This window comes from Methanocella sp. MCL-LM (assembly GCF_049676595.1).
In the GTDB taxonomy this organism is placed as follows: domain Archaea; phylum Halobacteriota; class Methanocellia; order Methanocellales; family Methanocellaceae; genus Methanocella_A.
This window is the reverse complement of record NZ_CP187259.1, coordinates 1,578,262-1,602,657: the sequence shown is the minus strand read 5'-3', so window position 1 is coordinate 1,602,657 and position 24,396 is coordinate 1,578,262. Positions and strand designations below refer to the sequence as shown.

Below are 24,396 nucleotides of genomic sequence, written 5' to 3'. Positions count from 1 at the left end.
TCGACGGGTATCATATTAACCCCCGCGACAAGGGTATACTCGTACACATTGCCGAGACTTTTCAAATTTGACGAAACCTCTGAGCGCAAGATCTTGCAGACGATAACGTATCGTACAAAGATTGATACCAGTGGTCTTTGAAATCTCGCTCGGGCGGATGCCCGGTGTTTCCAGAACAGTCTTTCTAATCAGCTTGTCTTTCTGATCTAATCCCAATTCGCTTAGTATAACACTTTCATTCAAGTTACATAACTTCCGCTATGCTTGAAAGAGAGTGTTATATTCCTTGGGGTTTCCAGGAACTGCCGCATTCCCACGTCACTTCTGACGTAGTAAATCTACAAGTGGCTATTATGGGTAAATGAGTTGCATTTATTAATTGTCGGTACGAGTGGCGTGTTTTTTATATGTAAGCGAGTACCAAAGGCTTTATGGCGAGTCGATTACAGGTATCCGGGTCGTGCCAATATCGCAGAGTCATTTACAAGGCGCCGGGTTGTTTGAAGGGCGAACGGGTCTCTTCTATTTGTGCCTTTCATTTGTAAACGAGTGTCTCGGACGGCTCGTTTACGGGTTGCCGGCTTGTCAGATGGACAACGGCTCTCCTCGATTAATACATTATCACATTAATGTATATTAACTACTTAATTATAGGTTTACAAGCCTATATATTACTTTCGCTTGGTAGGAAAGCGCCACCCCTATTAACCGAGATTTTCGGCGACCAAGACACAACCGCAGTGAAGGTAATCGAAAAAATATGATGGCCACAAGCCACCTTAATAATAAAACATCTTGTCGATCTTCTCCCTGAGCTCCCGGGAATCGTTATGCACGTACACATCGAGCATTGCCAGACTCGAAAAGCCCAGCTGGTCCGCTGTGTCCCTGGTGCTCATACCAGTGCCGATCATCCTAGTCCCGCAGGTATGCCGGAGCATGTGAGGATGTACCCGTCTTTCTATGCCGGCTCGTCTCCCAGCCTCCCGGACGATGATACACAGTCGGTCCTTGGTCAGCCGGGCGCCGTACTTATTCATAAATAGCGCCGTGGTCTTCAGGTCGGGGCGTATCTTTATCCAGGCTTCGAGGGCTGCCATACACTCCCGCTTAATCACTACTTGTCGGGGCCGCTTGTTCTTGGCCTTCCGGATGATCATCATGCGGTTAATCCAGTCGATATCCCCCGTGTCGAGCCTGCAGAGTTCACCGTTACGAACGCCACAGTAAGCCAACACACTGAGGATCGCCCGGTCCCGGACATTACCAGCCGAGTCGATGAGCGCCCGGACCTCCGGAGCCGATAGGAAGTCCGCAGGCCGTCGCTCCCGGACAGGCTTATCCACCTTCAAGGGTACGCCGTTCGCCCGGGCCATCTCCTCGTATGCGAGCATGTAGTGCCTGATCGTGTTCCTGCTTAGGCCCCGAGCTTCCATATCCCGCCATAGGCGCCTTGCTTCTTCCTGGCTGAACTCTTTCACATGGTAGTGCGTGAGGAGCCGTCTGGCGTTGCCCAGGGACGTCAGGACGTGGATATCCGAGGACCCGCGGGTATACCGCATATCCTGTTCCATCTTGTAGAGGCACGTTTCAAGGTCTAATTTAATGGGCTTTCCAACAGTCCCGAGGTTGATCTTTGTTCGTGTCATAGTATCAAATCCTCTGGGTCGCAGGACCACGGACGCATGATTTTGTCATGGCGTCCCGAGGGCATCCGCGAAGAGAAACCAGAGCCAGCTATGATGGGTAAAAATCGGGCTATGTACTGCGTATAAGGCTACGCTGTGACAGTGCGAATTGCACGACGTCAAAGCACCCAACGTTTGCAGGGGTTGCCAAGTCAGGTCAAAGGCGCAGGATTCAGGGTCCTGTCTCGAAGGGGTTCGCCGGTTCGAATCCGGCCCCCTGCACTCTAATTCTAATAATTTGGCTTTTAAATGCTTGCTTTCCTGATAGCATATACTGAATTTCAATGCTTTTCAGATACTAACCGATAATAAATTTGGCTATTTTCATGGTCAACAGTACACTGTTTATCCTGTTCACCTTACATAAAAATGATCGGCATTTGAGTTTATAAAGCTATTCCTGTCCTGGGATTTCTATCTAATGATCATTGTTTATAAAGACCTTCATATATCTATGTATATATATGACTAATATTACTTTTAGTAATTACGTTGATAACCGTATAGCACAGGGATACCATCCGATTAACGTTACAGATAACGTTTATAGGCAACTGGTAGAGCTGAAACAACTTACCAATAACCAGCTATCGTTCAGCCAGAATCATTGAAATCTTGTTAGATGGCTACGAGAAAGAGCTTAGACAGGGGGTAGAGTAAAATGGCGGCATCTTACGCTACCAAACAAGAAAAGATCAAAGCAAACCTATCGCAGTATACGATTGAATCGTTTACACCTGTAGCGCATCCAGTGACCAGAGTATGTTGTGGGTGCGACCGTTGGATAAAGGTTGATGCTGTGCTCTCAGGTGATCCCCGTAACTTTGGCCTTTGTCGAAGCTGTTCGAAGGAGCTGGCCCTCGCCGACCTGCAGAGTATGACTAAGGTAGATGATAATCTCAAAGTGAGTGATCTTTGTGAGTGCTGTGCTATCGTGAGGGGTAATCATATGGGTATTGCCCATGCTAGCAAACTGATCAGCATCGGGGGGAAGCAGTATAAAATTTGTAATGAGTGTCTCTCTTACCTGAGCGAGAAACTGTACAATCACGCCCTTTAAGCTTTAAAACAATATTTGTAACTTTTTTCTGATACGTGCCTTAAAATAAGGCATATTTTTTAACCGATTTTTCGATAGCGTAAGCCTTCGAAAAAAAAATGATGAAATTGCTGTTTGGAGGAGATAGGGCAGGATGAAAAACTTAAAAACTCCTGCCCTGGAGGTATTGAGTGCTATTCCGTCTGACGAAATTGGTAAGGTTTTAGTCTTACAGGATACTATTGAATAACGTGCTATTTAAACTATGAACATAACCGTTAAACTGACGTACTGTGCCTTGTTTTGAAAAACCTGCCAAGGTGCAAAAATCCGTATGGCATTAATTGGTATGCAATTGTTCGTATTACCACGAACAGAAAACTTTGCAACAATATTTTAATTATTGCTTTTATAATTTATTAAATGATTCAAATATCTTTTTGTGTCAGGTCATAAATCGCCTAACGTTGGCGAATTGTTATCTATCAAATCATTTATCAACTTTTTTTCTGTCGGTAAAGAAATCTTTTCGGAAATGAATCGGCATAGTTATGGCTTAATGCCGATATTGCCATAAGATCATAGGCGGTAGTACAGTTTATCCTACTTGTATACTCCAACGTCAGACTGCCGTAGAGCCACGTAGAGCCACGATAACTGAGCAAGGGTACATACAGTATCCAACCTATTGCAGCCATCAAAAGTCACTTTTGAAAAGCGTTTTGTGTGAGTGAATAAAACAAGATGATTTTCAATTTTTTTCAAAGTATATGCACACTATTACGGCAAACGTAAAGCCATTTCTTAATGTGCTGTCTTTTTATACCCTTAGATTCAATATTAGAGCGTATGATAAGTTTATAAATGGCACTAATAGTGCCGTAGCTAACAAGAATACTACTTACTGCCAATTAGTAGTGTGCGCGTTCCTATTTATATACTTATCTACAGGCCCGGCATGGGCAGGAGGATGAAAATTTATGACAGTATTTACAAAATATAAGACTTCGTTAAACGCTAATGCACTGCTGATACACAATCACTTAATTTTCAATGGCGATAAGCATCTTGCAGAAATCAGCCGTGAAACTGATATTGCAAAACACATTGTTAGATATCAGGTATGGGGGCCATTACTCTCTCGTAAACTCGTTACTACATATAAAGTGGGTAATCTGACCTTTGTTCATGCTTTAATGCCTAATGACCGTAAGGAGGCTTAACAGTGGTGGAGGAGAAAGGCATTAGTAATAATGGCAAAGGTGCGCTTGAGTGGGCTAAGAAGGGCCGCTACCGTATTTCCTGTATCGTCAAATAAGATACCCCTGGTTAAGTGGAGGGCTGAGTCTACTACTGATGAAAATAAAATTCGAGAGTGGTGGACTATGTGGCCCAATGCCTTCATAGGCATAGACATGGAGAAGTCAGGGCTCACGGCGTTTGACTTTGATAAAAAGAATGGTGGTCTTGAAGCATATGAAGAGATATGTTGTGTTCACCCAGAGATGCGAAACACCTATACAGAAAGTACACATAGCGGTGGTATTCACGTATTATTTACAAGTAACGAACTGCACGTTAGAACTGGTACAAACGTTTTCATGAAAAAAGTGAATACTAACGATTGGGTAAACAGGTTACCAGATAGGTGCTGGTCAGGCGTAGACACAAGAGGAGACGGCGGATTATGTATAGTTGCACCTAGTAAGGATGCTGCAGGCGAGTATAAAGTTACAAATGATTTACCAATCCAGCCAATATCTGAAGGACTGATAGAGCTATTAAGAAAGGTCGGTAAAGTATTGGATGCCGATTCTTTTGAGAAAGACGAGTCTGATCCTGCATATAATACCGTAGATGCTGCACATATACCTATCAGGTTCTACCGTGAGCAACATAACCCGCCATGCATTAGAGGCATTCTTACGAATCTTAGGGCTGGTAAGGCTTGTAATGATGAAAACTTCGCTCTCCTGTGTTACTATCTGGGATTGAACATAGCGAAGGACGACATTATAGCTATTTTCAGCCAGTCGCCAAGGTTCAAGTGTGACATTACTGAGTATCAGGTTAAGGTGGCTTCGCAGAAGGGTTATAAGTGCCTTAGATGCGCTACGATGCAGGATAATGGGCTATGCCCTGGTGGTGAGGACTGTAATTGCGAGAAGTCGCCTGCATGGAACTACCGTAATAACTTCTATAATAAAAATTGGACTTATAACACAGCTAAAGAGGATGTAGGCATAGCGGAGATGTTAGTTGACATATATCATGATGATATTCGCTATGTCGTTTGTAGTGATCAGTGGCATGTGTGGAATAGTGGCTATTGGCCGGTAGCCGTGCGAGAGCGGCCCCTATGGCAATTGATTAACAGTATGGCAGGGCTGGTAAAGGATAGGGTGCTTTTTCTCAGTGGCAACATTAAAAATATCTCGGATGAGGACTCACGTAATGCCTTTGTAAAGTTTGTGGATAATCAGTATAGACAATACCGCTATATGCGAACTGGGAAGGGTATAAAGAGCATTATAGACGCAGCCGCACATATCAATGACAGGATAGCGATTAACAGTCTGGATGAGCTTGACAGTGACAAGCACCTGATTAATCTGCTCAATGGTGTCTATGACCTTAATGCAGGCAAGTTTATATCTCACGGCGAGGCTACAAGGGCTTTTCTTATGACGAGACAGTCAGCCGTAGCCTATAACAAGGCGGCTAACTGTCCGAAGTTCCTTCAATTCATTGAGGAAATTACTTGTGGCGACGATGACCTTGCTAGGGATATCCAGAAGTGGTTAGGGTACTGCCTGAGTGGGTACACAAACGAACAGGAGTTCAGGGTATTGAAAGGCGTCGGGGATAACGGTAAGAGCCTGTTGATGAAGGTCATACTGCACATAATGGGAAGTTATGCCGACACAGCCAACAGCACCGCCTATACTTATAGTCCTGGTGGTTCTAATGGGAGGTTCGACTTTGGGGACAAATACGGGCTCCGCCTGCTTGTCTGCTCTGAAACATCGACTAACGAACGCTGGAATGTCCAGAAGGTTCAGAGCCATACCGGCGATGAGCAGATTAGCGGAGAGCAGAAGTATAAGGATGGGGTGAGCTACAGGCCCATGTTTAAACTGACGTTCCTGTTTAACCATGTGCCTACTGTTAAGAAAGACGTGGCTATGGGTAAGCGTCTGCACATCATGCCGTTTGATCTAAAGCTTGAGGATGGCCAGAAAGATATTTTCCTTGCCGATAAACTCATGAGTGAGATAGAGGGAATCCTGAACTGGATGATCGATGGCTACAAACTCTGGCAGGCTGAAGGCTTCAAGAATAAGTGTCAGGCTATGGCTGAGGCAACTAGTGAATACTGGCAGGCTGTGGATTATATGTCCGTGTTTATATCTGAGATATGCGATACAGGTAAGGACAAAAACGGCGATAAGTACTGGTGCTTCCCAGATGAACTGTTTAAGGCTTATGATTCGTGGCAGAAGAACTATCCCGAAGCCGAAAATCTCTCGCAGAAGGTCTTTGCCAGCAAGATCAACAGCCTTGGGTATCCACTTGAGTCGAGGCGCAGTAAAGATAAATTGGACGAGAACGGCAAGCCAGTTGTGTACAAGGCTCGTGTTGGTCTGCGTCCGAAGTCGCCAAAACTTGAAGATTATAATAGCTTTATTGCTCCGATGAAGAAGGCAAATGTTGAATGCTTTTAGCCTTCTTTATTTTTTCATTTTTCGGCGCATGTAAATGTCAAGTTTAGTTTTGTAACCGATGTAACCTATCCTTAGAGAAGTTTTATAGATGAAAAAAATAATAGAAAATTTATCTGTATAACTTAACAAATGGTAGGTTACATCGGTTACAAGAAATAACTTTCAGCCGCAGCATTATGAAATGCCTAAAAATCAACCTACTATGATGGTACTATATTATGCAGGCGTATTTTTGGTTACTTTCACAGCCAGAAACGATGAGCATCTCAAACTTGGGGCGCATACTAAAACGTCTGTGCGAATACTTTTTACAGCTCTTTTCAGCCCTTCAATTATGTACGTTAGTAGTCGTATAAGAGTTCGTTATTTGACGAACGATTATGGATATAGTAATTAAATGATTTTGATTGTAAAATAGTAACATTTTTAAGGTAGCGTTTGCTTATTTATCTGCATATTAATTAGAGTTGATACTGTGGGCTTAGTTGAGGATTTTGCGTCTATTGGGTTTTGTGGTAGCTGTTTAATCGTGCCCTTGATTATTATGATCTTGGCAATTACCCTGTTTAAACCAGAAGTTGGGGTATTTTACTTAAAGAACGTTCCTCAAGATAAAAAACGCCTATATGGTGCAATAATCTATACCTTGTTGATATTGGTAGTATTGCTAATATTTAGTATATCGATGTCAATTACTTCCGATATTAATAACTCTATAATCATAAATTTTTTAGTATCATGTATAATGGCAAGTTTCTTTTATTTCCCCGTTATTGGTGCATACATCGCCTACAGAATAATAAAAGGCCCCAGTATAGAGGTAATGGTGGCTTCAGCAGCTTCTGCAGGATCACCAACCATTAATAAGCTAAGATATAGCCCGCTAAAATTGGTTGATCACTTAACATCGCAAAATATCAATACAAGAAATCAAGCTGCGTACCTGATAAAGGAACAAAATGAGCCTGTGATTGGCTTAATTTTACAAGTATGCAATCAAAAGTATAATTCTTATGTAAGATACTTGAGCAATCAGCCTCACGCATATAACATTTATGATAACGATATTTTAACAGGAAAAATTTTTGAAACTGTTACGAACTCCCAATCTATCCCGTATCTGAGAAATCACCGTCAAAGGTGGATAGAGGCTCTGGAAGGCGCAAGGCTTTACCTGATTGTTTCATCCGAATCCAGACAAACAGGTTTATTGGAACTAATACGAATACTGGCCAATCAAAACTCTATCTATTTCCAGATTCAGGGACAATATATAGTTAAATTATGTGGAAATGAAATGGTTGAGCCTCTATTAAATCATATGAAAAGCCCGTTACCAGAAGTCAGATTATGGGCGATTATACTAATATCAGTGCTTGAGGACGTTAGATCGTGGGAGCCAATAAGAAACGCCCTCAACGATGAAAGTCCGATGGTTAGAAATGCAGCTGCAGACGCAATGAGGCAATTAAAGATACCAATGGACATAGGTACAAAACAGGTAATTAAAGAAATCGTAAAGATACCGTGTAAATATTGTGGTACTTACATCGAAAATACCTGCACTACATGCCCCAGTTGCGGAGCCCCATTAGGAAAATAGATTAAAAAGATAAGTGGGTAAATTTTATACCCACTTCTTTTCAATGGGGTCATACGCCAGCCCGACTTCTTCCCCTTCGGAGTTAGTCAGAGCTCCAGTCCGATTATAACCGGCTGCAGCCTCTAACTCATGGTAAGCCATTGTCTCATAACACCTTACGGGTGCTGGCTGTTTCAGGCGGTTAATAAGGTCATTTATATTTTCCTTCTCCTGTGGTGCGACTGTTGCCATAGTAGTGTTTCCTACTGCGCTTACAGTCTCACTGTTACCCCATTTACGGTTTACGGGGTCATAACTCAATTCATCCATATAGTTCACCTCCTGGTTAGTGATTAAAACAGATTTATCCTTCGGCCCTACTCCATCCCCTTCTTTGAAAATCAGGACGTGATGAGCTTTCGTAATCTTCGTTATCCTGCCTTCTGCATTTTTCACCGCTAATAGCCCAGTGGATAGTGAGAGCTTACCTTGTCGCCAGAGTGATAGCGCCTCAGCATTATTGATATTCATACCTGCCACAAGGCGAGTCGTACCGCCACGAACAATCCTAACATTGCTTAGCTTGCCTACAATCTGCCCACCTACACGCTTGAGCTCATCAGCAAGATTCTTGAACGGGTCAGGGTGTTCAGAAGCGTACACGATAGGTACGCCTTCAAAATCCGCAGGGTTAAACGCTTCCTCTGCATAGTATGCGCCTCCGATGTCACGATTAAGCGTTTGCAGAATACTGTTAGCAAAGAAGCCGTTAGAATCTTGATTCATGATCCTGGCGGATTCACCATAAACGGAAAAAGTCATATAAGATCACCTTACCGTAAACGATTTTACCGTAACGTTTCCCGACACAGCAGACACAGATACACGTAACTTAATTAGTCCTCTAACATCTGCCCTAAAAACGGCATCATTAGAGCCACTATATGACGTTGCATCCTCGCCAGTAGCGATGTTGGTCGCCTGTAGCGGGCTGAAAATGGTTCCATCGACTGAACCATAAAAATTAACCGTTGCTGTGCCAGTGATAGCAATACCTGCGGTATGCAGACAGGCTATGTCTGCGTCTATGCCATCCCCCGTGGCTGTTGCTTCACAGTGATGTAAATTCTGTAATCCATCTATGTGACGGATTATCTGATTTGGGTAAGGCTCAAAACGTCCTCCCTGTTGATGTATAAGAAAACTCATAAAGAATTACTCCTCCTTAGTAAGCTATTGTATGTAAAAAGAAGTATAAAAATAAGGAATATTAGGTGTTTTCACAGAACGTAACGCTTGTCAATGGTATCACGTAGCGTTTCTGTATCGGCTGTTAAGTAGACCATCGTTGATAAAATCGACCTGTGGTTAAGTTGCTTTGCACATAAGGCTAAATCTACGCCTGATCTTAACATATTAGTAGCACAGGCAGCACGTAACAAATGTGGATATACCGGCTTCTCTATGCCAGCTCTCTTAGCGGTGCTAACAACGATTTTGTATAGGCCCGACTTAGTGAGTGGTTCTCCAAAAGTCCCTAAGAATAATGTGTTATTATCCACCTGTGGCCGGATAGATATCCATTCTTGAATGTACTTAGCAGCATCTTTTGTAAGAATCGCCTTATGCTCTCTGTAATTCTTTACGATCTCATCGGGGTTATGCGCCCTGATGTAGAAGTACCTATTTTTAAGGTCTATGTCATCAACATTGGCCGATATTACTTCCTTTTGCCTTGCGCCAGTGGAGAGCATCAAACTTATGATTGCTCTATCACGGATAGAAGTACACGACTGCAACAGGGCTTTACATTCTAAGAGCGTTAAGCCATTCTTAGCCTCACGCATTACCTTTGGTTTCTTAATTTTGATGGGGCATCCTAAAGCTTCGCTTATTAGTTCTAAGCAGTGCAATTTTCGGATAATTGACCTTGGTTTCAAGCCTTTAACCCGTAAGTCCTCTTCTATCGTCTGTGCTATGTCTAAATCAATTTTTGACAGGTTATAATGGTTTATCAAGTAGTTTGCAACCTGTATGACTGTCTTTATGTTGACTTTGCTGTAACGCTTTGTGTAGATCAGGTAATGCTCTAATTTTTCGAGCGTAGCGAACTTATCGAGGGGTTTAATGGTCTTTTCCTGTATCTGCTGCTCTAACATGCCGAAATCTATTCTCTTTCTCTGTGTTGCCATTGTTCATACCTCATTTGAGGTGAACAGGCGCTAAAATTGGCTGACTGCTGACACAGAGAAGAGACCAAATCGCCTTATGTCGGTTAGATGCCGCACTTGTAGCCAATTCGCAGGATTCAGGGTCCTGTCTCGAAGGGGTTCGCCGGTTCGAATCCGGCCCCCTGCACTACAACAATTTTTAAGATATTTCTACAAACTCTTTCTTGAAGACGTTCGACTCCCCAATCACGGAAAGCCTTTTGCCTCTTAACGCCCAATACCTTTCAGTGATAAAATGGTAGATGCAGAGACTGTCGAAGAAATCACCGGCTTTATCAGCGGTAACGTGAAGCGTAAGCAAATTCTCGACGTGCTCGATAAAAACGGCAGCGCGAGCGGCGAATATCTTGGAAAGCTTACCAGAATGCCCAGGCTCATGCTGGAGAAAGTCCTGAAGGACATGACGGAGAAGGGTGTCATCGAACTGCAGAACGATAAGTACGTCCTGACGGAAAGCGGCAAAGTAGCAGCGCAGGTCTTACCGAAAGGTTCCGCAAAAGGTGGCAGCCAGAAGTATGACGCTAACATTCAGCGCGAGATTTAAAAATTAAAAAAGTTAAAAAATTTATTCTTTTTTCCTGCCCGCTATCGCAACCACAATAGCCGAAGCCAGCACAGCCAGAACTACTCCGAAACCCGGTGAAGGCTGAGGGGTCGGACTAACCTGCGAGTTGTCCGTAGTGGGATCCCGTGTCGGGAACGGGGTAATCTGCTGCGGCTTTTGCTCCATGACCACGCTCATATCTGTCGTAACTCCGGGCTCGACCTGGAAGATCAGCGAGTAGCCGTCTTTGTACCCTTCGCTGGACACCTTGACCTGGTACGATGTGGTGAAGTCGTCCAGGTTGCTAAACCTGAACACGCCGTTCGGGTCGCTGGTGGTCGTGAAGTACACGGTATCAGACATAGTCGGGCTAACGATGCTGACGGCGGCGCCGGACATGGGGAAGCCGGTGCCCATTTCCGTCACCCTGCCGCTGACGCTGCCGGGGGCTTTACTCGGGTCAGGGGTGGGAGCATAATTCTCTATCGGAAGTATCTGGACGTCGACGAAAACCTTGACGCCCGAGGGGATGCTGAACGGTCCGCTCTGCCCGTCGGTAAAGCCGGCTCCCCGGGCTATGAGCCGGTAAGCCTCGCCTCCGCCGGTAGAGTTGACGCCGTTAAACCGGTACCTGCCGGTATCGTCCGTGGTTCCGGTCACGTAGATTTCGCTGGTATTGGAGGCGTTGACGATAGCCACGTAGATATTGGGGACTACGTCGGTTGAAACAGTTTTATACGCGTGCCCGGTTATGCTGCCCGGACCGTCTCCCGGAGGCATCGGAGGAGCGTTGTGGTTAACGCCCGGGTAATCGGCAGTCGCAGTAACTGTCGTGAATAGCACGCTAATCAGTATGATCAGAATAGGAACGATCATCAGCCGGTTATATGACATGAGTAGTAGTACACAAAAACAGTATTTAAGCTTTATATCACAATCGCATGATCATTCGTTCTTCCCGGCAAATCAAAAAATAAGCGGTTATCAATTGTCAGGGCTTATCAGTATCGACCGGTAAACGGGGTCCCGGACATTTTTCAGGAAGTCTTCGCACCGGATACCGCAGTGGTCCAGCATTGCCAGGTGAGCCGGCGGCAGGCTTCTGGCATCATGTAGTGCCATGCGGAGGAACTGGCCGGTAGCCAGTGGGTCTATGCCGGCTACAAAGTTATTCCTGCTCCCGCTCTCTTTGACCGCTTCGGCCAGCACCTGCTGGTTTGCTCGGACAAGCCGGAGTAGCTCCCGGACATTCTCGTCACCGGGGTCCCGAGCCCTTACCATTTGTAGTTCTTTGAGCACAGCCATTTTTTCGGGATGGTTACGCATGAAGCATTCGACCGCCCGGCCGGACGCCCGGAGTTTCCGCAGGCCTGTGTGGCCGGAGGTATGGCTATTGATAGTCGCATTCAGCGACTCGACAATCCGTGCAGCCACGGCAGCATACAGTGATTCCCGGTTGGAAAAGTACTGGTGTAGCATAGCCCGGGAAATACCGGCCTTACGGGCCACGCTGTCCATGGTCACCGACTCGGGCCCATGAGCCCGCAGCAGGCACTCAGCTGCATCCAGAATAGTGTTACGCTTATGATTGTCTTTTACCTCTGACCATCCGCTCATGGCATATCAGCCTCGCACCACAGGTGTAGTATTGTTCCCGATGACGCCATCGTTTATCAACTTTAACGTGGCGTGCGCCTGCTGCTGTGTTGCATAATTCTTATCTTCATGTTCGCCTTTTGAACGCCTGCAGTCGCAGGCGTTCTCGAGGCGATGCGATGACGATCGCTGCGCTGTGCCAGGATCACAGATTGAAACGGATTGCACTGATTTCACAGATGGCAATAGAATAAAAGTGGTAGACGATAAATCCATTTCACATTGATTAGTATCTGTGTAATCTGTGGCATCTGTCAGAATCATCAGATTCTGCGTAATCTGTGATTTGGCACAGCGCAGCGATCGTCTGCTGATCGCCTTCCAGAACGCCTGCATTCGCAGGCGTTCAAAAGGCGTATCTCACGATTACGCATAATTATACAACACAGTATGCGCCTGCTTTCTCTACACAAGCATTATGCCTGTTACCGGCCAGTATCTTTAGGAGTAAGATGGGCGTGCGAAAAGGAGCAGGACAGGCGAGCAGCAAAGGACAAACGGGCACCGAGACCAGTGCCTTCGGGTCGCCGGGCAGGATTTGCCACGACTCGTCAAAGTTCTACGGGAGCAGGCTGTACCAAGGGCTCAGCTCTGCCGATACTAAACTCAAATGCTCAGAGAACTGCCTGCCCGCAGATAAAGTCGATAAAATATTCGCCCGATCCAGCGAGCAGATGGAAGATTTGCCGGACTGTTGCGTTCACCTGATGGTGACGTCCCCGCCGTATAACGTGGGCAAGGAGTACGACGAAGACCTCACCCTGCAGGAGTACAGGGACTTTCTATCCCGGGTGTGGAAGGAGACCTACCGGGTGCTCGTGCCGGGAGGGCGGGCCTGCATTAACGTGGCGAACCTCGGCCGCAAGCCGTACCTGTCGCTCAGCTCGCTGATCACCGGAGACATGCTTGACACCGGGTTCCTGATGAGGGGCGAGATCATCTGGAATAAGGCTTCCTCGGCCAGCCCGTCCACCGCCTGGGGAAGCTGGCAGTCGGCGAGCAATCCGACGCTGCGGGATGTACACGAGTATATCCTCGTCTTCTCCAAAGACTCCTTTGCCAGGGCAGGCAAAGGCAGAACATCGACCATCACCAGAGACGAGTTCCTCGAATACACAAAAAGCGTCTGGACCTTCGGGGCTGAGTCCGCCAGAAAGATCGGCCACCCCGCACCTTTCCCCACGGAGCTTCCCGCGAGGTGCATCAAGCTCTACACTTTCGAAGGAGACGTCGTCCTCGACCCGTTCATGGGCAGCGGCACCACCGCAGTGGCAGCCCTGCAAAACGGCAGGCACTTCGTGGGGTACGAGATCGATCCCGAGTATATCGAGAAAGCAGAGGCCAGGATAGCGGCTTGCCGGCGGCCGACAGAGTGATTATTTTCTGGTTGCTTAGGTGGCGTGAGAAAGCAATACGAACGCTGTGCTGTGCGTTTATGATTGCTCAGACAGGTGACTCAGCAATACGAACGCTGCGCTGTGCGTTTATGATTGCTCAGACAGGTGACTCAGCAATACGAACGCTGCGCTGTGCCAGATCACAGATTACGACAGATTGCACAGATTTCACAGATGACTATTTTTGATATAAGGAATTGTGTGAGCCCTTTTCTTTTAGATTATCGATTAGCATCTGTGAAATCTGTGGCATCTGTCGAAATCTGTGATCTGGCACAGCGCAGCGTTAGTCCACGTTCACGGGCTCAGAAACAACCGTTCAAGGAAATAGTAGCCGCCACAGCGCAGCGTACGTACTTCACTCCCACAATCGGCAATAAAAAAGGAAAAACCGCCTATGCCGGCGGCGGTATGTACTTTGGCGCCTCGTAGCTGACGAATGAGGAAGTCGTGGTCGCCCATGCTCCGTCCATGGTCTTGAGGCTCATCGACGGCGCTCCGGCCGGGAAGGCGGTCGTGGTGTTGTTGCCCATGACTGCGCGCATCCTCCTCGAGAAGCTCGGGTAAGAGTCGACGACGACTATCTTTCTGTCTTCCGAGTGGGTGATGCGCAAAGGCTTGTCCAGCGTGAAAGTTTTGACGCTGCCGTCAGGCGTGAAGACGCCCACCTGTTTGACATTGGAGTCTTTGTAGGTCGCACCGCTTGATACCGGAGTAATACCTTTCAGGCCCATGATCATCGAAGTGCCCGCTACTGGCAGCGACGAGTTGCTGGCTGTATCATATACGGCGGTTGCCGGCACCATAGTAGCGGTCGAGATATAGCCCATGTCATTCGTCGCATTGTACGTACCCGCGAGCGGCGTCATAAAGGTATAGACGGTAGTCAGGTTATCCGCCCCGGTTACTGCCATGTATGGTATCGTATAGCTCAAAGACCCTCCGGTCATGTTTCCAAAAGTTACGGCAAGGTAGATACCTTCGGGCGCCGAGCCCGATCCTACTTTGGTTTTGGCCGGCCCTGAAACACTATAGTCTCCGCCGGCAGATGAGCCGGACTGGTCGGTCTGGGATATTGTCAGAGGCGCGCAGCCCTGTAGTACAAGGGCCAGGACAATTGCGGCCATCAGCATTCTCCTGCACATTCCATCCACTGTTGATCACCGTTTGCACGTCGTCGGGACATCACGATATACGTTGGCGAAGCGTGAGGTATGAACGAGGGCGGGCAATCACAAAAGACACGGTCCTGATGCCGGAGAGCCCGTAATTAGGAGCAAAAAGGTGGACGCATCTACATAGTCTGACTATATTTACCCTTGATCTCCGTGATGACCAGGAAGTTCGTGGCTCCGGCGATACCGGCTATCTCAGGCCCGAGGAATTCGGGCCACGCGGCGCAGACTTCGCTGCAGTTCAGGCCTTTTCTCACCGCCAGCTCTCTGATCGACTGCACAGGCTCTTCCATGCCTTCGAGTTCCGGAATAATGAGGATATCCCGGTCACTGCGGAAGCACGCGCCCATATCCGGGTACCGGTGGCGAATGTAGTTATAGAGCTGCACGGCGGTCATCGGGCTGTCATCGTACAGCAGGTGGCACGCCATGTCATTCCTCCGAACTCTTCAGCTCGAGGGAATACAAAAAATCTTCCGAACGCAGGTACTTGATAGCGATGGTAACAGGGTTCTTACCTTCGCCGTACTCGTAGTTCGGATAAATCTTGCCGTCCTCCGTCCGGAACATGCCGGAGGATAGCATCTCGTCAAGGGCGCCGCCTTCAAGACAGTCCTTGTGGAACCCCCAGTTGACGAACGGAAAGTGCTTTTCGCGGTAAAAAGGCACAAGGTCGTCTCGCTTGACAGACCGGTCGCAGATCAGGCACCTCACCTTCGGGAGATACCGGTCGCTGTTAAGAATAACGCTGTCCATGACGACCGATACCTGGCCATCCTCAGTCAGCTCGTCCAGGATCGATCGGGCCCGGTCGCGGTCGCCGCCGATCAGGGCCAGGACTTCGTCCAGATCTGCGATGTGGCCTTTCTTGCCCGAGATAAACTCCACGACCTGCTGCTTCAGCGCCTCAACATCGACATCTACATCGGGTACGACATCGTCAGTCATATCGTTACGCCCGCCAGGGTATGTTAGGTACCCATGGTAATACTGTCATCGACATCAGCATCGTTGACGCCGATATCGTAGATCGTGTAGTTAGCACCCGAGAGCTTGCCGATCACGTCTTCCCGCACTTCCCGGGCGTCCAGGTCGTCGATGCAGGTAATCGTGCCGTCGATTACCTGGCGCCGGTTGCAGACATCGTAGTAGATCTCATTTACCTCGATCTCGATCTGGCCGATCGAGAGGCGGACGCCGTTGTGGAACGCTTCCATCTCAGTGGTAAAACCCATAAGGTCGCCGAAAATTTCTCCGGTGCCGGCTATCTGGAACTTCAGGACGATGTCGGTCAACATAGCATAATATATTATACGCTCATCAATAAAGCGTTTTTCTTGCGGCTGAGGCCGCAAAGTTGATCTAAATCAGGATGTAGCATTTGCCGCACGATATGCAGACTTGCAGCAAGGTTAAAGTACCTGAAACCACATCGTATACCCGGGAGGCAGCAAAACTTGAAGTTCAGGTTTTCGAATCGAATCGGGCTACTGGCCCTCGTAGGTGTGGTCGCAGGAGCAGTCCTCGCCGGCCTGGCTTATCCTATGAACCCGTTTCTCGCCGTCCCGTTCGTCTTACTGGCGATCGTATCGTTCATCGTTTTTTGCATCTACCTCTACAAGTTCGTTTTTTACAGCCCTGCATTGGATCTGCCTGACGAGGAAACGGCAGAGGAAAAAGAGTAGCAGGATTGCCCCGGAGCCGATCGCCGGGAACGCGTTTTAAGCCCCGAGGAAAGCGGCAAATAACGGCAAGGCCATGACCATGCTGGCGCCGGTACCCGAGAGCATCGCTGCTATGAGGCTGTTGTGCTTTACCGTCACGTAGGCGAGAACGTAGCCCAGGATGGCCGACACCGCGAGGACTCCGCCCGCGTAGAGCAGGCTCGACGTGAGCAGGTAATACAGCCCCGCCAGGAAGAAAGCGAAGACGACGGCCTGAATGATAAAGCCCACCTGCTTTCCCGCTACTGGCAGCAGCCGGGCGAGGAACAGGCCCCGGAACCAGGCTTCGCCGGCCGCCGTCGCGGCAGCCGAGAAGAGCGCAAGCATGGCCAGAGTACTCAGCAGCTTCCCAGAATCCGCTTTGCCGGCATCGAAGAGCAGGTAAGAGAGGATTACTGCCATGACCATTCCTACGATCAGTACCGGTACGCCGATCTTTAGCCCCGCCGAAAGCTTTCCGGCTCCGGCGAAAATTGTCGAAGGCTTATCTTTCTCGAAGAGCAGTACCCCTGCGATCAGTACGACTGCCATCACGAGGTTCAGCACCGCCATAATTATCGGGGTAGATACGGCAGCTGTGGACTGATCGTACAGATGCAGGTACCCGGCTACGCTCCAGAGCAGCGTGACGGCGAAAAGCGCTGCAAACGCATCGATCAGCCGGACGTAGACGCTCATGACTTTGAGCCGCGTCCGGACCGCGTAGGCGAGGCCGGCGAACAGGATAAAGCCAGTCAGGCGCAGCACCAGCGCGTCGAACTCAGGCTCAAAAGCGCTCGCTACGGTGATCACGACGAAGAGAAAACCCATCAGCGCCGGTATCGCGACGTTAGACGGAAGCAGGTACTTCCCCATTTTTATGCCGGCCGGCTTTGATACCCTTGATTTCCTTCGCCCTTTGATGTAGCTGTCGCTCATGTGAAGCAATGGCGCTATATACGGTAAAAAGCCTTGCGATCGGCGAAGCTGGCCCCAAGGGCTAACCGATATTCAGTTTACGCTGAGGTCCGGTTTAAACCGAAAAGTTTATTGATCTGCCTGCTCGATCGATCAACAGTTGCCTATGTCTGAAATCAAAGGCCTCATTTTCGACCTGGACGGGACCATCATCGACAATTACGACCGGTACCTTGAGCATATGCTCACCTGCGTCGGAAACGATCTCGGGTTCTGCTTCACGCTCGGCCACGCAAAGGACCTGTGGTACTCCATCGGCGCCGAATCCAGGGATGCAGTCATCCACAGCTGGGGCGTTGACCCGGATACCTTCTGGACTGCATTCAACAAGCACGAGTGCCTCGAGAGAAAGATCGAGAACACCTACCTTTATAAAGATGCGTTATACCTCGCAAGCCTGAAGATCCCCAAAGGCATCGTGACCCACACCTCGCTGGAGCACACCAGCAAACTGCTGGATTACGTCGGCATGCGCGAGCATTTCCACCCTATCGTCGCCTGCACAGAGGAAACTGGCTTCAAGCCCTCCCCGCTGCCGCTGATCTACTGCGTGATGGAGATGAAGATCAAGCCCGAAGAGGCAGTCTACATCGGCGACACCTGGTCAGACATGATGGCGGCCAGAAATGCCGGGATCAAATCCGTGTACGTCAACCGGTTCAACAGGCCCATAGACTTCGTGCCGGACTACGAGATCGATAGCCTGGAAAAGATTGCCGAAATCATCGGAGCGTCAGGTACTGAGCTACTAACACCAACTATAACAAAGTCAAACATTTTTACCACGGTGGCACGGCGGCACGGCGACAACGGCGAATAATTCTCTCGAAAAACATTGTTCTCACCAGGGCGGCACGGCTCTTTATCCTGGCAACTGGAAATCAAATATTTGAACCACGGCGGCACGGCGACACCAAGACAGTGGTGAACCGGTATAAGTGAACTCATTTATGTCCACGGCGACACAAAGACAGAGCATTAACCATAAGCTTACTATCCAATCCTTTCAGCCTGACTTTCGATCAATAACTTGAAGGAAGCTTAAGGGGGGTGTCCCATACTTGCTGTAAAATTGCTATCGGACCTTCAACGCTCTGGGATCGTTTTTAGTATTACAGAAAAATCGGGGCACCATCAAGCTAATATAATTGTCTCCGTGCCGTCAGCCCGCCGTGTCGCCGTGAATCTAAAAAAGAGGGACATGTTAATCGGGTACGGTTGTCTCCGTGCCGCCGTGCCGCCGTGGTTTAACTAACCATCCAGCCATCGTTACTCGGATTGTCTCCGTGCCGCCGTGCCGCCGTGGTTTAACTAACCATCCAGCCATCGTTACTCGGATTGTCTCCGTGCCGCCGTGCCGCCGTGGTTAGAACATCTGTTCTCCACTAGTCAGGGTAAAGTGCCGTGCCGCCGTGGTAATTTTCGCAGGCGGCGGCAATAAAAGGTCGCAAGTATTAGCTCTTTTTAACCCCGTAGCGGTCGGGCTGGTCGAAGTGGTCCATGACCATGAGCCCGGCGTAGATGCGGCCGGTGTGCCTGACGCCTTCGGGGATGTAGTAATAGTCGCCTTTCCGGTATGTCCTGAGCTCGGCGTCGCCGATCTTGAAGTCGAGGCGGCCCTCGATGACGAAGCCCCACTGGGCTTTGTGGGCATGCTCGGGCAGGTCTATGTCCTCCGCGAACTCCATGAAGATGATCTGCTGGTCCTTTGCCTGAGAGAGATAAGCCCTGACTCCTTTTAATGGAATATCGGCTTCTGGCAGCCTCGTTACGACTGGCGGAAATTTGCTGGTCATGACCTGAAAATACTATGCCTGCAGATATAAGCCTTTCCAGATTTGGCGTGCTCCGTCGGACAGAGATGTCGGAAAGATTAGAACCGGGAAACGGGCTATGGGAGAAGATCTTCGAGCGCTTTTCCCGGGGTAACACCCGGGCTAAAGGAAGCGGTCTCGGGCTTTACCTTGTGAAGACCATCGTCGAAAGCCACGGAGGCCGGGTCTGGGTAGAGGATAGAATGGCCGGGAGCAGCAGGCAGGGAAGCCGGTTCGTCGTCAGGCTGCCAGCCGGCGAAGCCGGCGAAAGTACAGGATAGCGCCGGCCCGGATAATCAAGCTACTGCTCGTTTTAAAATATTATTTATACAATAAATAAAAATAAATTATTGGATTGTGGCAGTTATGGATGGGCGAGAGAAGTCGATTACCAGGATAGTTGCAACGCTATCAGCGATTTTTCTGATAGGACTGCTAGTAGGGCAGTATGCGGAAGCCCAGGAAATCTCCAAAGTACAGCCGATCAGTAGTGTGATCCCGGTTAACCAGTCCCATCTGAAGTATAACACGATCACCGACCGGGCAGACACTCTCGACAGGCACCCGGTACTGATGGACAACCCTTCTGCGCATAACCCATCATACAAGGAGCTCATGGCTTTTTTAAAGAGCGATGACACGGTGAAAAACAAGTACGACTATCCCAATTACACCTGCGCCAACTTCGTGGTAGAGCTGCAGCATAAAGCCGAGAGCAAAGGACTTCACTGCGGCTACGCGGGCCTCAACTTCAAGGGAAAAGAGACCGGCCACGCCATAAACGTTTTTCCGACGACCGATGCAGGGCTGGTCTACGTAGACCTGACCGGCGGCAAAATGATCGTTTCGAAGAACCTCAGGCAAGGCATGAAGTACTATAACATGGGAGTTATCGAGAGCCTGAAGATATACTGGTGAGTTTAGAAGATCGGCTGGGTGGATTTGCCGAATAGAACTAATGTCCCGGCCCCAAGGGCGGATCAGATAGAGCCTAAGCCCTTCGGGCAGAGCAAAAATGAGCGTAGTAAGGAAGACCTATTGCGAATTTACCCGACGATTAACATAGGATAGTAGGGCATATACAGATAGTCCACCCAGGGCGGAGATAAGTAAACTGACTAAGATCGATACGAAACAGATCGCAAATAAGCTGAAGGCATAGAAGCTGAAAAGGAAAGATATAAAAAGGGAAGGGATAGAGGTTACAAGTCCGGAGCAAACCGAGACATAAATTGAATATTTATAGGACGGGAGGTTTTTGAAGGACAAGAAAACAGATAACGCTCCCGACAGAAGCATTGCGAGCAGCATGCTTACGAGCATCAAAAATCCCGCCGCCCACCCTTCGACAACATCGGGATGATCAGACGGCGGCGAAACAACCGGCATGAGATAGAGTGATAAGATTATTAATCCAATTCCCGCTAAACCGGAAATAAGTGTTTTTAAAGCAATACGATAGATCGACTTCAAGTGTATTTAACCAGTTAATAAAACAAGATATTTAATATTAATAATTATCTGGCAGACGAACGCATTAATGACTCAAGCCCCCTACAAGCCGAGCTCCGAGTAAATACCCGTCAGCCGGGCACCTGTTTCAACCCACATTTTTATCAGCGTCATGGCACCCCACAAAACTGCCATAAATACTACGATGGAGACTACTGTGTTTAGGTTTACGCTACTCGCACGAGACATCGAGAAGAACATTGATCCGGTACCGATTATGAAGATAGTAGTCAATAGAATATACATAGTCAATGCGATCTTATCGAAAACCTGCCGGGACCCCATAAAGAACTGGGCTATGAAAACTAATGATGCCATCAGGGAGAACAACAACAGGATCGAGGGCAGCCCGACCCCCATTTGTACGACGATGTATTCCGGCAGCACTACAGATGATAGCAGCGTCATAAGCGTAATGACCAATAAAACGATGACCAGTTTTAAGGAAGCCAGCCTGAACCGCTCGATACTATCGATTTCTCTGAATCCGAACATAGGTTCACCGCCAGTAGAGTGGATGCCTGTGACAAAACAATATAATATACAGCTATATATAAATTATAGGGTTGTTTTAGACAGCCGATAACAAGCTCACAGCTACAATCTTCGGCAATTCCCGGTTTGCAGGCGTAGCTCAGGTAGCCGGGGCACAATTCGCAAAACAGGTTACCGGAGTTACGCGATCGTCCGGTGCCCGACTATTGGGCATACCTATGCTTTCCTGCGATCAGGTTCGCCTGTTCTTTTTCACGCTCAGCCAGTGCATAGGGCACGATGATTAAGATAACTGCTGCGAGTTTTAGAGAAACCTGCCTGAACCGCTCGACATTATCAATTTCTTCAAAGCCGAACATAGGGAAACCTTTGCAACACTATGCAGTATTCATTGAGCGCCACATTAGCCGTGAAAGCTGTAGCTGACTAATCGTAGCCCCCGATTTCCCCAGACTTACAGGTAAGCACCAGATACCTAACCCAAAGTAGTGCAGATGCTTATAATACAATTATATGTAACATAATTATATATAAATTATACGATTGTTGCAAAATTATCGTCCGTGGTTCCGGGCATCCATCCACAGGATCCCGGTAGCTACAAGTAGCTGATAGTATCGCAGGTAGAAAAAATTTTACGAGAAGTTATAGTAGCGAGCGCACCCTGGGTCGTCATTACCGCACATGATAGGTTATCCTGCCCCTTTCCTCGGACCCGTGCCCCTGCAAGCGTCAGTTGTCCACGGTTAGCATGCTCCCTTCCGGGCCTGTGCCGGTCCCCGCAATCAAGGCAGTCGACGTGCTCTCCAGCACGGCGATTTACCACCGCTAACCCAGCAGGACGGATCGTCAACGTAGAGAAAGCAAGGCCTTCATGCGTCAGAAAACGCCTTCCCCGGGCTTCGTCCTCCGCATACCGACGATTTCGGATAACAGGTGACGCCGAATCACCCGGACTAGCTCGCCAAACTGGTATATTTGCACGTGCGCGGCAATAAACTTTTTGCATGATTAGCCACTAATATGACATATGGTGATCATATGGCAGATGATAACGTAGAGGCCATTGTCGGCTACATCAGCGGCAACGCGAGGCGAAAGCAGATCGTCGAGGCGCTGAGCAAGGGGGCCGAAGATGTCGAAGCCCTGGGAAAACTGACCCGCATCCCGAGGCTCTCCCTCGAAAAGATGATGGAGGAAATGGCCGGGAAGAACATCGTGAAGAAAGAGAAGAACGGGTACAAGCTCACCGATATCGGGGAGCAGGCCACGACGGTCCTCAAAGCGATGCGCTGAAACGATCGATCGTCGGGCAGGGCAACAATAATTTTTTTATGAGGCGGGACACCGTACCCGGGGCTTCTGCACCCCGGATGCCGGGTCCCTCCCGGAAGGCCCCTCTGTCGGCAGTAGCCGATCTTTTAATTCAGTAATTATAGTATTGGCTCAAAAAAACTATAATAAAGGCCATCAGTTTTACTTTTAGCTATTAAGCGGTGTTTCCCGACTGTATAAATGCGGCACAGCGTGAGGGAGTATTGATATGGCAAGTAATGATGAGATGCAAGTGGTCGTGTTCCGTGCAGGCGAATCTGATTATTGCGCGGATATCCGGGACGTCAGAGAGATTATCAGGCTGGATAATATCACCAGCATACCGGGCTCGGGAGAGCATGTAGAAGGTATTATCAACGTCCGCGGGGAGATTGTGCCGCTCATATCCCTTCGCAGCCTGACGTGTATGCCCCGCCGGGAAACCGACAGGGATACAAGGGTACTTATCATAGACCACAAGCCAGCTTTCGGGCTCATCGTGGACACGGTGGGTGAAGTAAAGAAGGTCCCGGGAGAGGCCGTCGTGTCTTTGCCCTCGATGATCAAGGACAGGATTGACAGCCACCTGTTTACTGGCATCGTCAAGCTTCCCGACCGCATACTGATCATCGTCGACCTGAAGAGGGTCGTCAACAGGAACGGCGGCGAGCCGGAAAACCTAGTTGCCGAAGCGCAGCCTGCGCCTGTAAATGAGACTACGCCAGTGCCCGAGGCCATGACGCCGGCTCAGCCACAGGCAGCAGAAAGGAACATTGAGGCAGTTGCGCCTGATAGTCCGCAGCCGCCAGCAGAAACGAGCGCTGCGCTGCCCGTCAATGTGTCTGGCAGCCCATGCCAGGCCGACGGAGGCGCGAAGTCTGCGAGACCGGCCAGGCCCGCAGAACAAACGATCGAAGTCCACGTGCAGGACCCGCGTATCACCGAGATTCACCTGGACGCTTTGAGGGAGATCGGTAACATCGGCACGTCTCACGCCGCGACGTCCCTGTCCACGCTGGTGAACAGCCCGATCAACATCACGGTGCCGAACATCAAGCTGATCCAGATCAATAACATTTCCGGCATGCTGAACGAGACCATGATGGTCGGCCTGCTGCTGGAGCTGAAGAACGGCGACGCTACCGCCGGCTACCTGTATAACCTGTTTCCGCTCTCCAGCGCGCTCAGGATTATCGATAAGCTCATGGGCATGGAGATCGGCATGACGAAGGAAATGGATGAAATGGGCCAGTCCGCCATCATGGAAGTGGGCAACATCATCAGCTCTTCCTTCTGCGATGCGGTGGCCGAGTTCCTGGGTATCACAGTCCTTCCCACGCCGCCCTGCTACGTGTGCGATATGGCTGACTCCATACTCCAGAATACGCTCGTGGAGATCAGCATGGTCGCGGACGATGCGATCATCTTCCGCACTGACATGGCTGACGACGAGCACATCTTCGAGGGCTACGTGATGCTGTTCCTCAACCCGGAGACGCTGGAGAAGATCCTGGCGATCATCGACTCCAAGCTGGGCCTATAA

Annotated in this window: 25 protein-coding genes, 1 tRNA gene and 1 other RNA gene; 12 read left to right on the top strand and 15 right to left on the bottom strand. The window is 48.8% G+C overall.

What is annotated here, in order from left to right; genetic code table 11:
• Nucleotides 1-15: 15 nt before the first annotated feature.
• On the bottom strand, nt 16-216 hold the full coding sequence (locus ACPLPM_RS08155) for a winged helix-turn-helix transcriptional regulator (RefSeq protein ID WP_424359746.1): 201 nt from the start codon (nt 214-216) through the stop codon (nt 16-18).
• 563 nt (nt 217-779) lie between these two features.
• Entirely contained in the window at nt 780-1,649 is an 870-nt protein-coding gene (locus tag ACPLPM_RS08150) for a tyrosine-type recombinase/integrase (protein WP_424359745.1), read from the bottom strand.
• A gap of 176 nt (nt 1,650-1,825) precedes the next feature.
• Here ACPLPM_RS08150 and ACPLPM_RS08145 point away from each other — a divergent pair.
• The 4 genes from ACPLPM_RS08145 (at nt 1,826) to ACPLPM_RS08130 (ending at nt 8,055) form a co-directional block, all read left to right on the top strand.
• Nucleotides 1,826-1,910: transfer RNA gene (locus tag ACPLPM_RS08145), tRNA-Leu, on the top strand.
• A gap of 1,797 nt (nt 1,911-3,707) precedes the next feature.
• Nucleotides 3,708-3,950 (top strand): hypothetical protein, encoded by a 243-nt coding sequence (locus ACPLPM_RS08140; protein WP_424359744.1) that lies wholly within the window; start codon nt 3,708-3,710, stop codon nt 3,948-3,950.
• A gap of 30 nt (nt 3,951-3,980) precedes the next feature.
• Nucleotides 3,981-6,452, top strand: a complete 2,472-nt coding sequence (locus ACPLPM_RS08135; protein WP_424359743.1) for a phage/plasmid primase, P4 family — start codon at nt 3,981-3,983, stop codon at nt 6,450-6,452.
• Between the two features lie 475 nt (nt 6,453-6,927).
• Entirely contained in the window at nt 6,928-8,055 is a 1,128-nt protein-coding gene (locus ACPLPM_RS08130; protein ID WP_424359742.1) for a HEAT repeat domain-containing protein, read from the top strand.
• A gap of 24 nt (nt 8,056-8,079) precedes the next feature.
• Here the strand turns inward: ACPLPM_RS08130 and ACPLPM_RS08125 are convergent, their stop codons facing one another.
• Together ACPLPM_RS08125 and ACPLPM_RS08120 are read right to left on the bottom strand one after the other, a co-directional pair.
• Complete coding sequence (locus tag ACPLPM_RS08125; RefSeq protein WP_424359741.1) at nt 8,080-8,856, bottom strand: hypothetical protein; 777 nt, start codon at nt 8,854-8,856, stop codon at nt 8,080-8,082.
• A gap of 458 nt (nt 8,857-9,314) precedes the next feature.
• On the bottom strand, nt 9,315-10,226 hold the full coding sequence (locus ACPLPM_RS08120) for a tyrosine-type recombinase/integrase (RefSeq protein ID WP_424359740.1): 912 nt from the start codon (nt 10,224-10,226) through the stop codon (nt 9,315-9,317).
• A 274-nt stretch (nt 10,227-10,500) separates the two neighbouring features.
• Between ACPLPM_RS08120 and ACPLPM_RS08115 the strand changes: the two genes are divergently transcribed.
• Nucleotides 10,501-10,809 (top strand): hypothetical protein, encoded by a 309-nt coding sequence (locus ACPLPM_RS08115; RefSeq protein ID WP_424359739.1) that lies wholly within the window; start codon nt 10,501-10,503, stop codon nt 10,807-10,809.
• Between the two features lie 21 nt (nt 10,810-10,830).
• On the opposite strand, the gene ACPLPM_RS08110 is transcribed toward ACPLPM_RS08115, so the two are convergent.
• Together ACPLPM_RS08110 and ACPLPM_RS08105 are read right to left on the bottom strand one after the other, a co-directional pair.
• Nucleotides 10,831-11,703, bottom strand: coding sequence for a carboxypeptidase regulatory-like domain-containing protein (locus ACPLPM_RS08110; RefSeq protein WP_424359738.1), 873 nt, complete (start codon nt 11,701-11,703; stop codon nt 10,831-10,833).
• 90 nt (nt 11,704-11,793) lie between these two features.
• Nucleotides 11,794-12,426 (bottom strand): TetR/AcrR family transcriptional regulator, encoded by a 633-nt coding sequence (locus ACPLPM_RS08105; RefSeq protein WP_424359737.1) that lies wholly within the window; start codon nt 12,424-12,426, stop codon nt 11,794-11,796.
• 491 nt (nt 12,427-12,917) lie between these two features.
• Here ACPLPM_RS08105 and ACPLPM_RS08100 point away from each other — a divergent pair, with 491 nt between their 5' ends.
• Complete coding sequence (locus ACPLPM_RS08100; RefSeq protein ID WP_424359736.1) at nt 12,918-13,841, top strand: DNA-methyltransferase; 924 nt, start codon at nt 12,918-12,920, stop codon at nt 13,839-13,841.
• 416 nt (nt 13,842-14,257) lie between these two features.
• Here ACPLPM_RS08100 and ACPLPM_RS08095 read toward each other — a convergent pair whose 3' ends face one another.
• From ACPLPM_RS08095 to ACPLPM_RS08080, 4 genes are all read right to left on the bottom strand, one after another.
• Entirely contained in the window at nt 14,258-14,989 is a 732-nt protein-coding gene (locus tag ACPLPM_RS08095) for a hypothetical protein (protein ID WP_424359735.1), read from the bottom strand.
• Between the two features lie 167 nt (nt 14,990-15,156).
• Nucleotides 15,157-15,468, bottom strand: a complete 312-nt coding sequence (locus tag ACPLPM_RS08090; protein WP_424359734.1) for a hypothetical protein — start codon at nt 15,466-15,468, stop codon at nt 15,157-15,159.
• Nucleotide 15,469: 1 nt separating this feature from the next.
• The gene (locus ACPLPM_RS08085; protein ID WP_424359733.1) at nt 15,470-15,985 is read right to left on the bottom strand and encodes a hypothetical protein; all 516 of its coding nucleotides are present in this window, start codon (nt 15,983-15,985) and stop codon (nt 15,470-15,472) included.
• A 23-nt stretch (nt 15,986-16,008) separates the two neighbouring features.
• Nucleotides 16,009-16,335 carry a hypothetical protein gene (locus ACPLPM_RS08080; protein WP_424359732.1) on the bottom strand — a complete coding sequence of 109 codons (327 nt, stop codon included), beginning with the start codon at nt 16,333-16,335 and terminating at the stop codon, nt 16,009-16,011.
• A 159-nt stretch (nt 16,336-16,494) separates the two neighbouring features.
• Between ACPLPM_RS08080 and ACPLPM_RS08075 the strand changes: the two genes are divergently transcribed.
• Nucleotides 16,495-16,722 carry a hypothetical protein gene (locus ACPLPM_RS08075; protein ID WP_424359731.1) on the top strand — a complete coding sequence of 76 codons (228 nt, stop codon included), beginning with the start codon at nt 16,495-16,497 and terminating at the stop codon, nt 16,720-16,722.
• A 36-nt stretch (nt 16,723-16,758) separates the two neighbouring features.
• Here ACPLPM_RS08075 and ACPLPM_RS08070 read toward each other — a convergent pair whose 3' ends face one another.
• Nucleotides 16,759-17,679, bottom strand: coding sequence for a type II CAAX prenyl endopeptidase Rce1 family protein (locus tag ACPLPM_RS08070; protein ID WP_424359730.1), 921 nt, complete (start codon nt 17,677-17,679; stop codon nt 16,759-16,761).
• Nucleotides 17,680-17,824: 145 nt separating this feature from the next.
• Here ACPLPM_RS08070 and ACPLPM_RS08065 point away from each other — a divergent pair, with 145 nt between their 5' ends.
• On the top strand, nt 17,825-18,538 hold the full coding sequence (locus tag ACPLPM_RS08065) for an HAD family hydrolase (protein ID WP_424359954.1): 714 nt from the start codon (nt 17,825-17,827) through the stop codon (nt 18,536-18,538).
• A gap of 634 nt (nt 18,539-19,172) precedes the next feature.
• On the opposite strand, the gene ACPLPM_RS08060 is transcribed toward ACPLPM_RS08065, so the two are convergent.
• On the bottom strand, nt 19,173-19,514 hold the full coding sequence (locus ACPLPM_RS08060; protein ID WP_424359729.1) for a cupin domain-containing protein: 342 nt from the start codon (nt 19,512-19,514) through the stop codon (nt 19,173-19,175).
• A 65-nt stretch (nt 19,515-19,579) separates the two neighbouring features.
• Between ACPLPM_RS08060 and ACPLPM_RS08055 the strand changes: the two genes are divergently transcribed.
• Both ACPLPM_RS08055 and ACPLPM_RS08050 read left to right on the top strand, forming a co-directional pair.
• Nucleotides 19,580-19,813, top strand: coding sequence for a sensor histidine kinase (locus tag ACPLPM_RS08055; RefSeq protein WP_424359728.1), 234 nt, complete (start codon nt 19,580-19,582; stop codon nt 19,811-19,813).
• Nucleotides 19,814-19,889: 76 nt separating this feature from the next.
• A complete protein-coding gene (locus ACPLPM_RS08050) occupies nt 19,890-20,450 on the top strand; it encodes a hypothetical protein (RefSeq protein WP_424359727.1) in 561 nt (186 codons plus the stop codon).
• A gap of 636 nt (nt 20,451-21,086) precedes the next feature.
• Here the strand turns inward: ACPLPM_RS08050 and ACPLPM_RS08045 are convergent.
• The 3 genes from ACPLPM_RS08045 to ffs all read right to left on the bottom strand — a co-directional run bounded on the left by ACPLPM_RS08045 (nt 21,087) and on the right by ffs (nt 22,506).
• Nucleotides 21,087-21,539 (bottom strand): hypothetical protein, encoded by a 453-nt coding sequence (locus ACPLPM_RS08045; protein ID WP_424359726.1) that lies wholly within the window; start codon nt 21,537-21,539, stop codon nt 21,087-21,089.
• A gap of 203 nt (nt 21,540-21,742) precedes the next feature.
• Nucleotides 21,743-21,898 carry a hypothetical protein gene (locus ACPLPM_RS08040; RefSeq protein ID WP_424359725.1) on the bottom strand — a complete coding sequence of 52 codons (156 nt, stop codon included), beginning with the start codon at nt 21,896-21,898 and terminating at the stop codon, nt 21,743-21,745.
• A 292-nt stretch (nt 21,899-22,190) separates the two neighbouring features.
• Nucleotides 22,191-22,506, bottom strand: an RNA gene (gene ffs / locus ACPLPM_RS08035) — signal recognition particle sRNA.
• Between the two features lie 74 nt (nt 22,507-22,580).
• Here ffs and ACPLPM_RS08030 point away from each other — a divergent pair.
• Entirely contained in the window at nt 22,581-22,835 is a 255-nt protein-coding gene (locus ACPLPM_RS08030) for a hypothetical protein (protein ID WP_424359724.1), read from the top strand.
• A gap of 247 nt (nt 22,836-23,082) precedes the next feature.
• Nucleotides 23,083-24,396 carry a chemotaxis protein CheW gene (locus ACPLPM_RS08025; protein ID WP_424359723.1) on the top strand — a complete coding sequence of 438 codons (1,314 nt, stop codon included), beginning with the start codon at nt 23,083-23,085 and terminating at the stop codon, nt 24,394-24,396.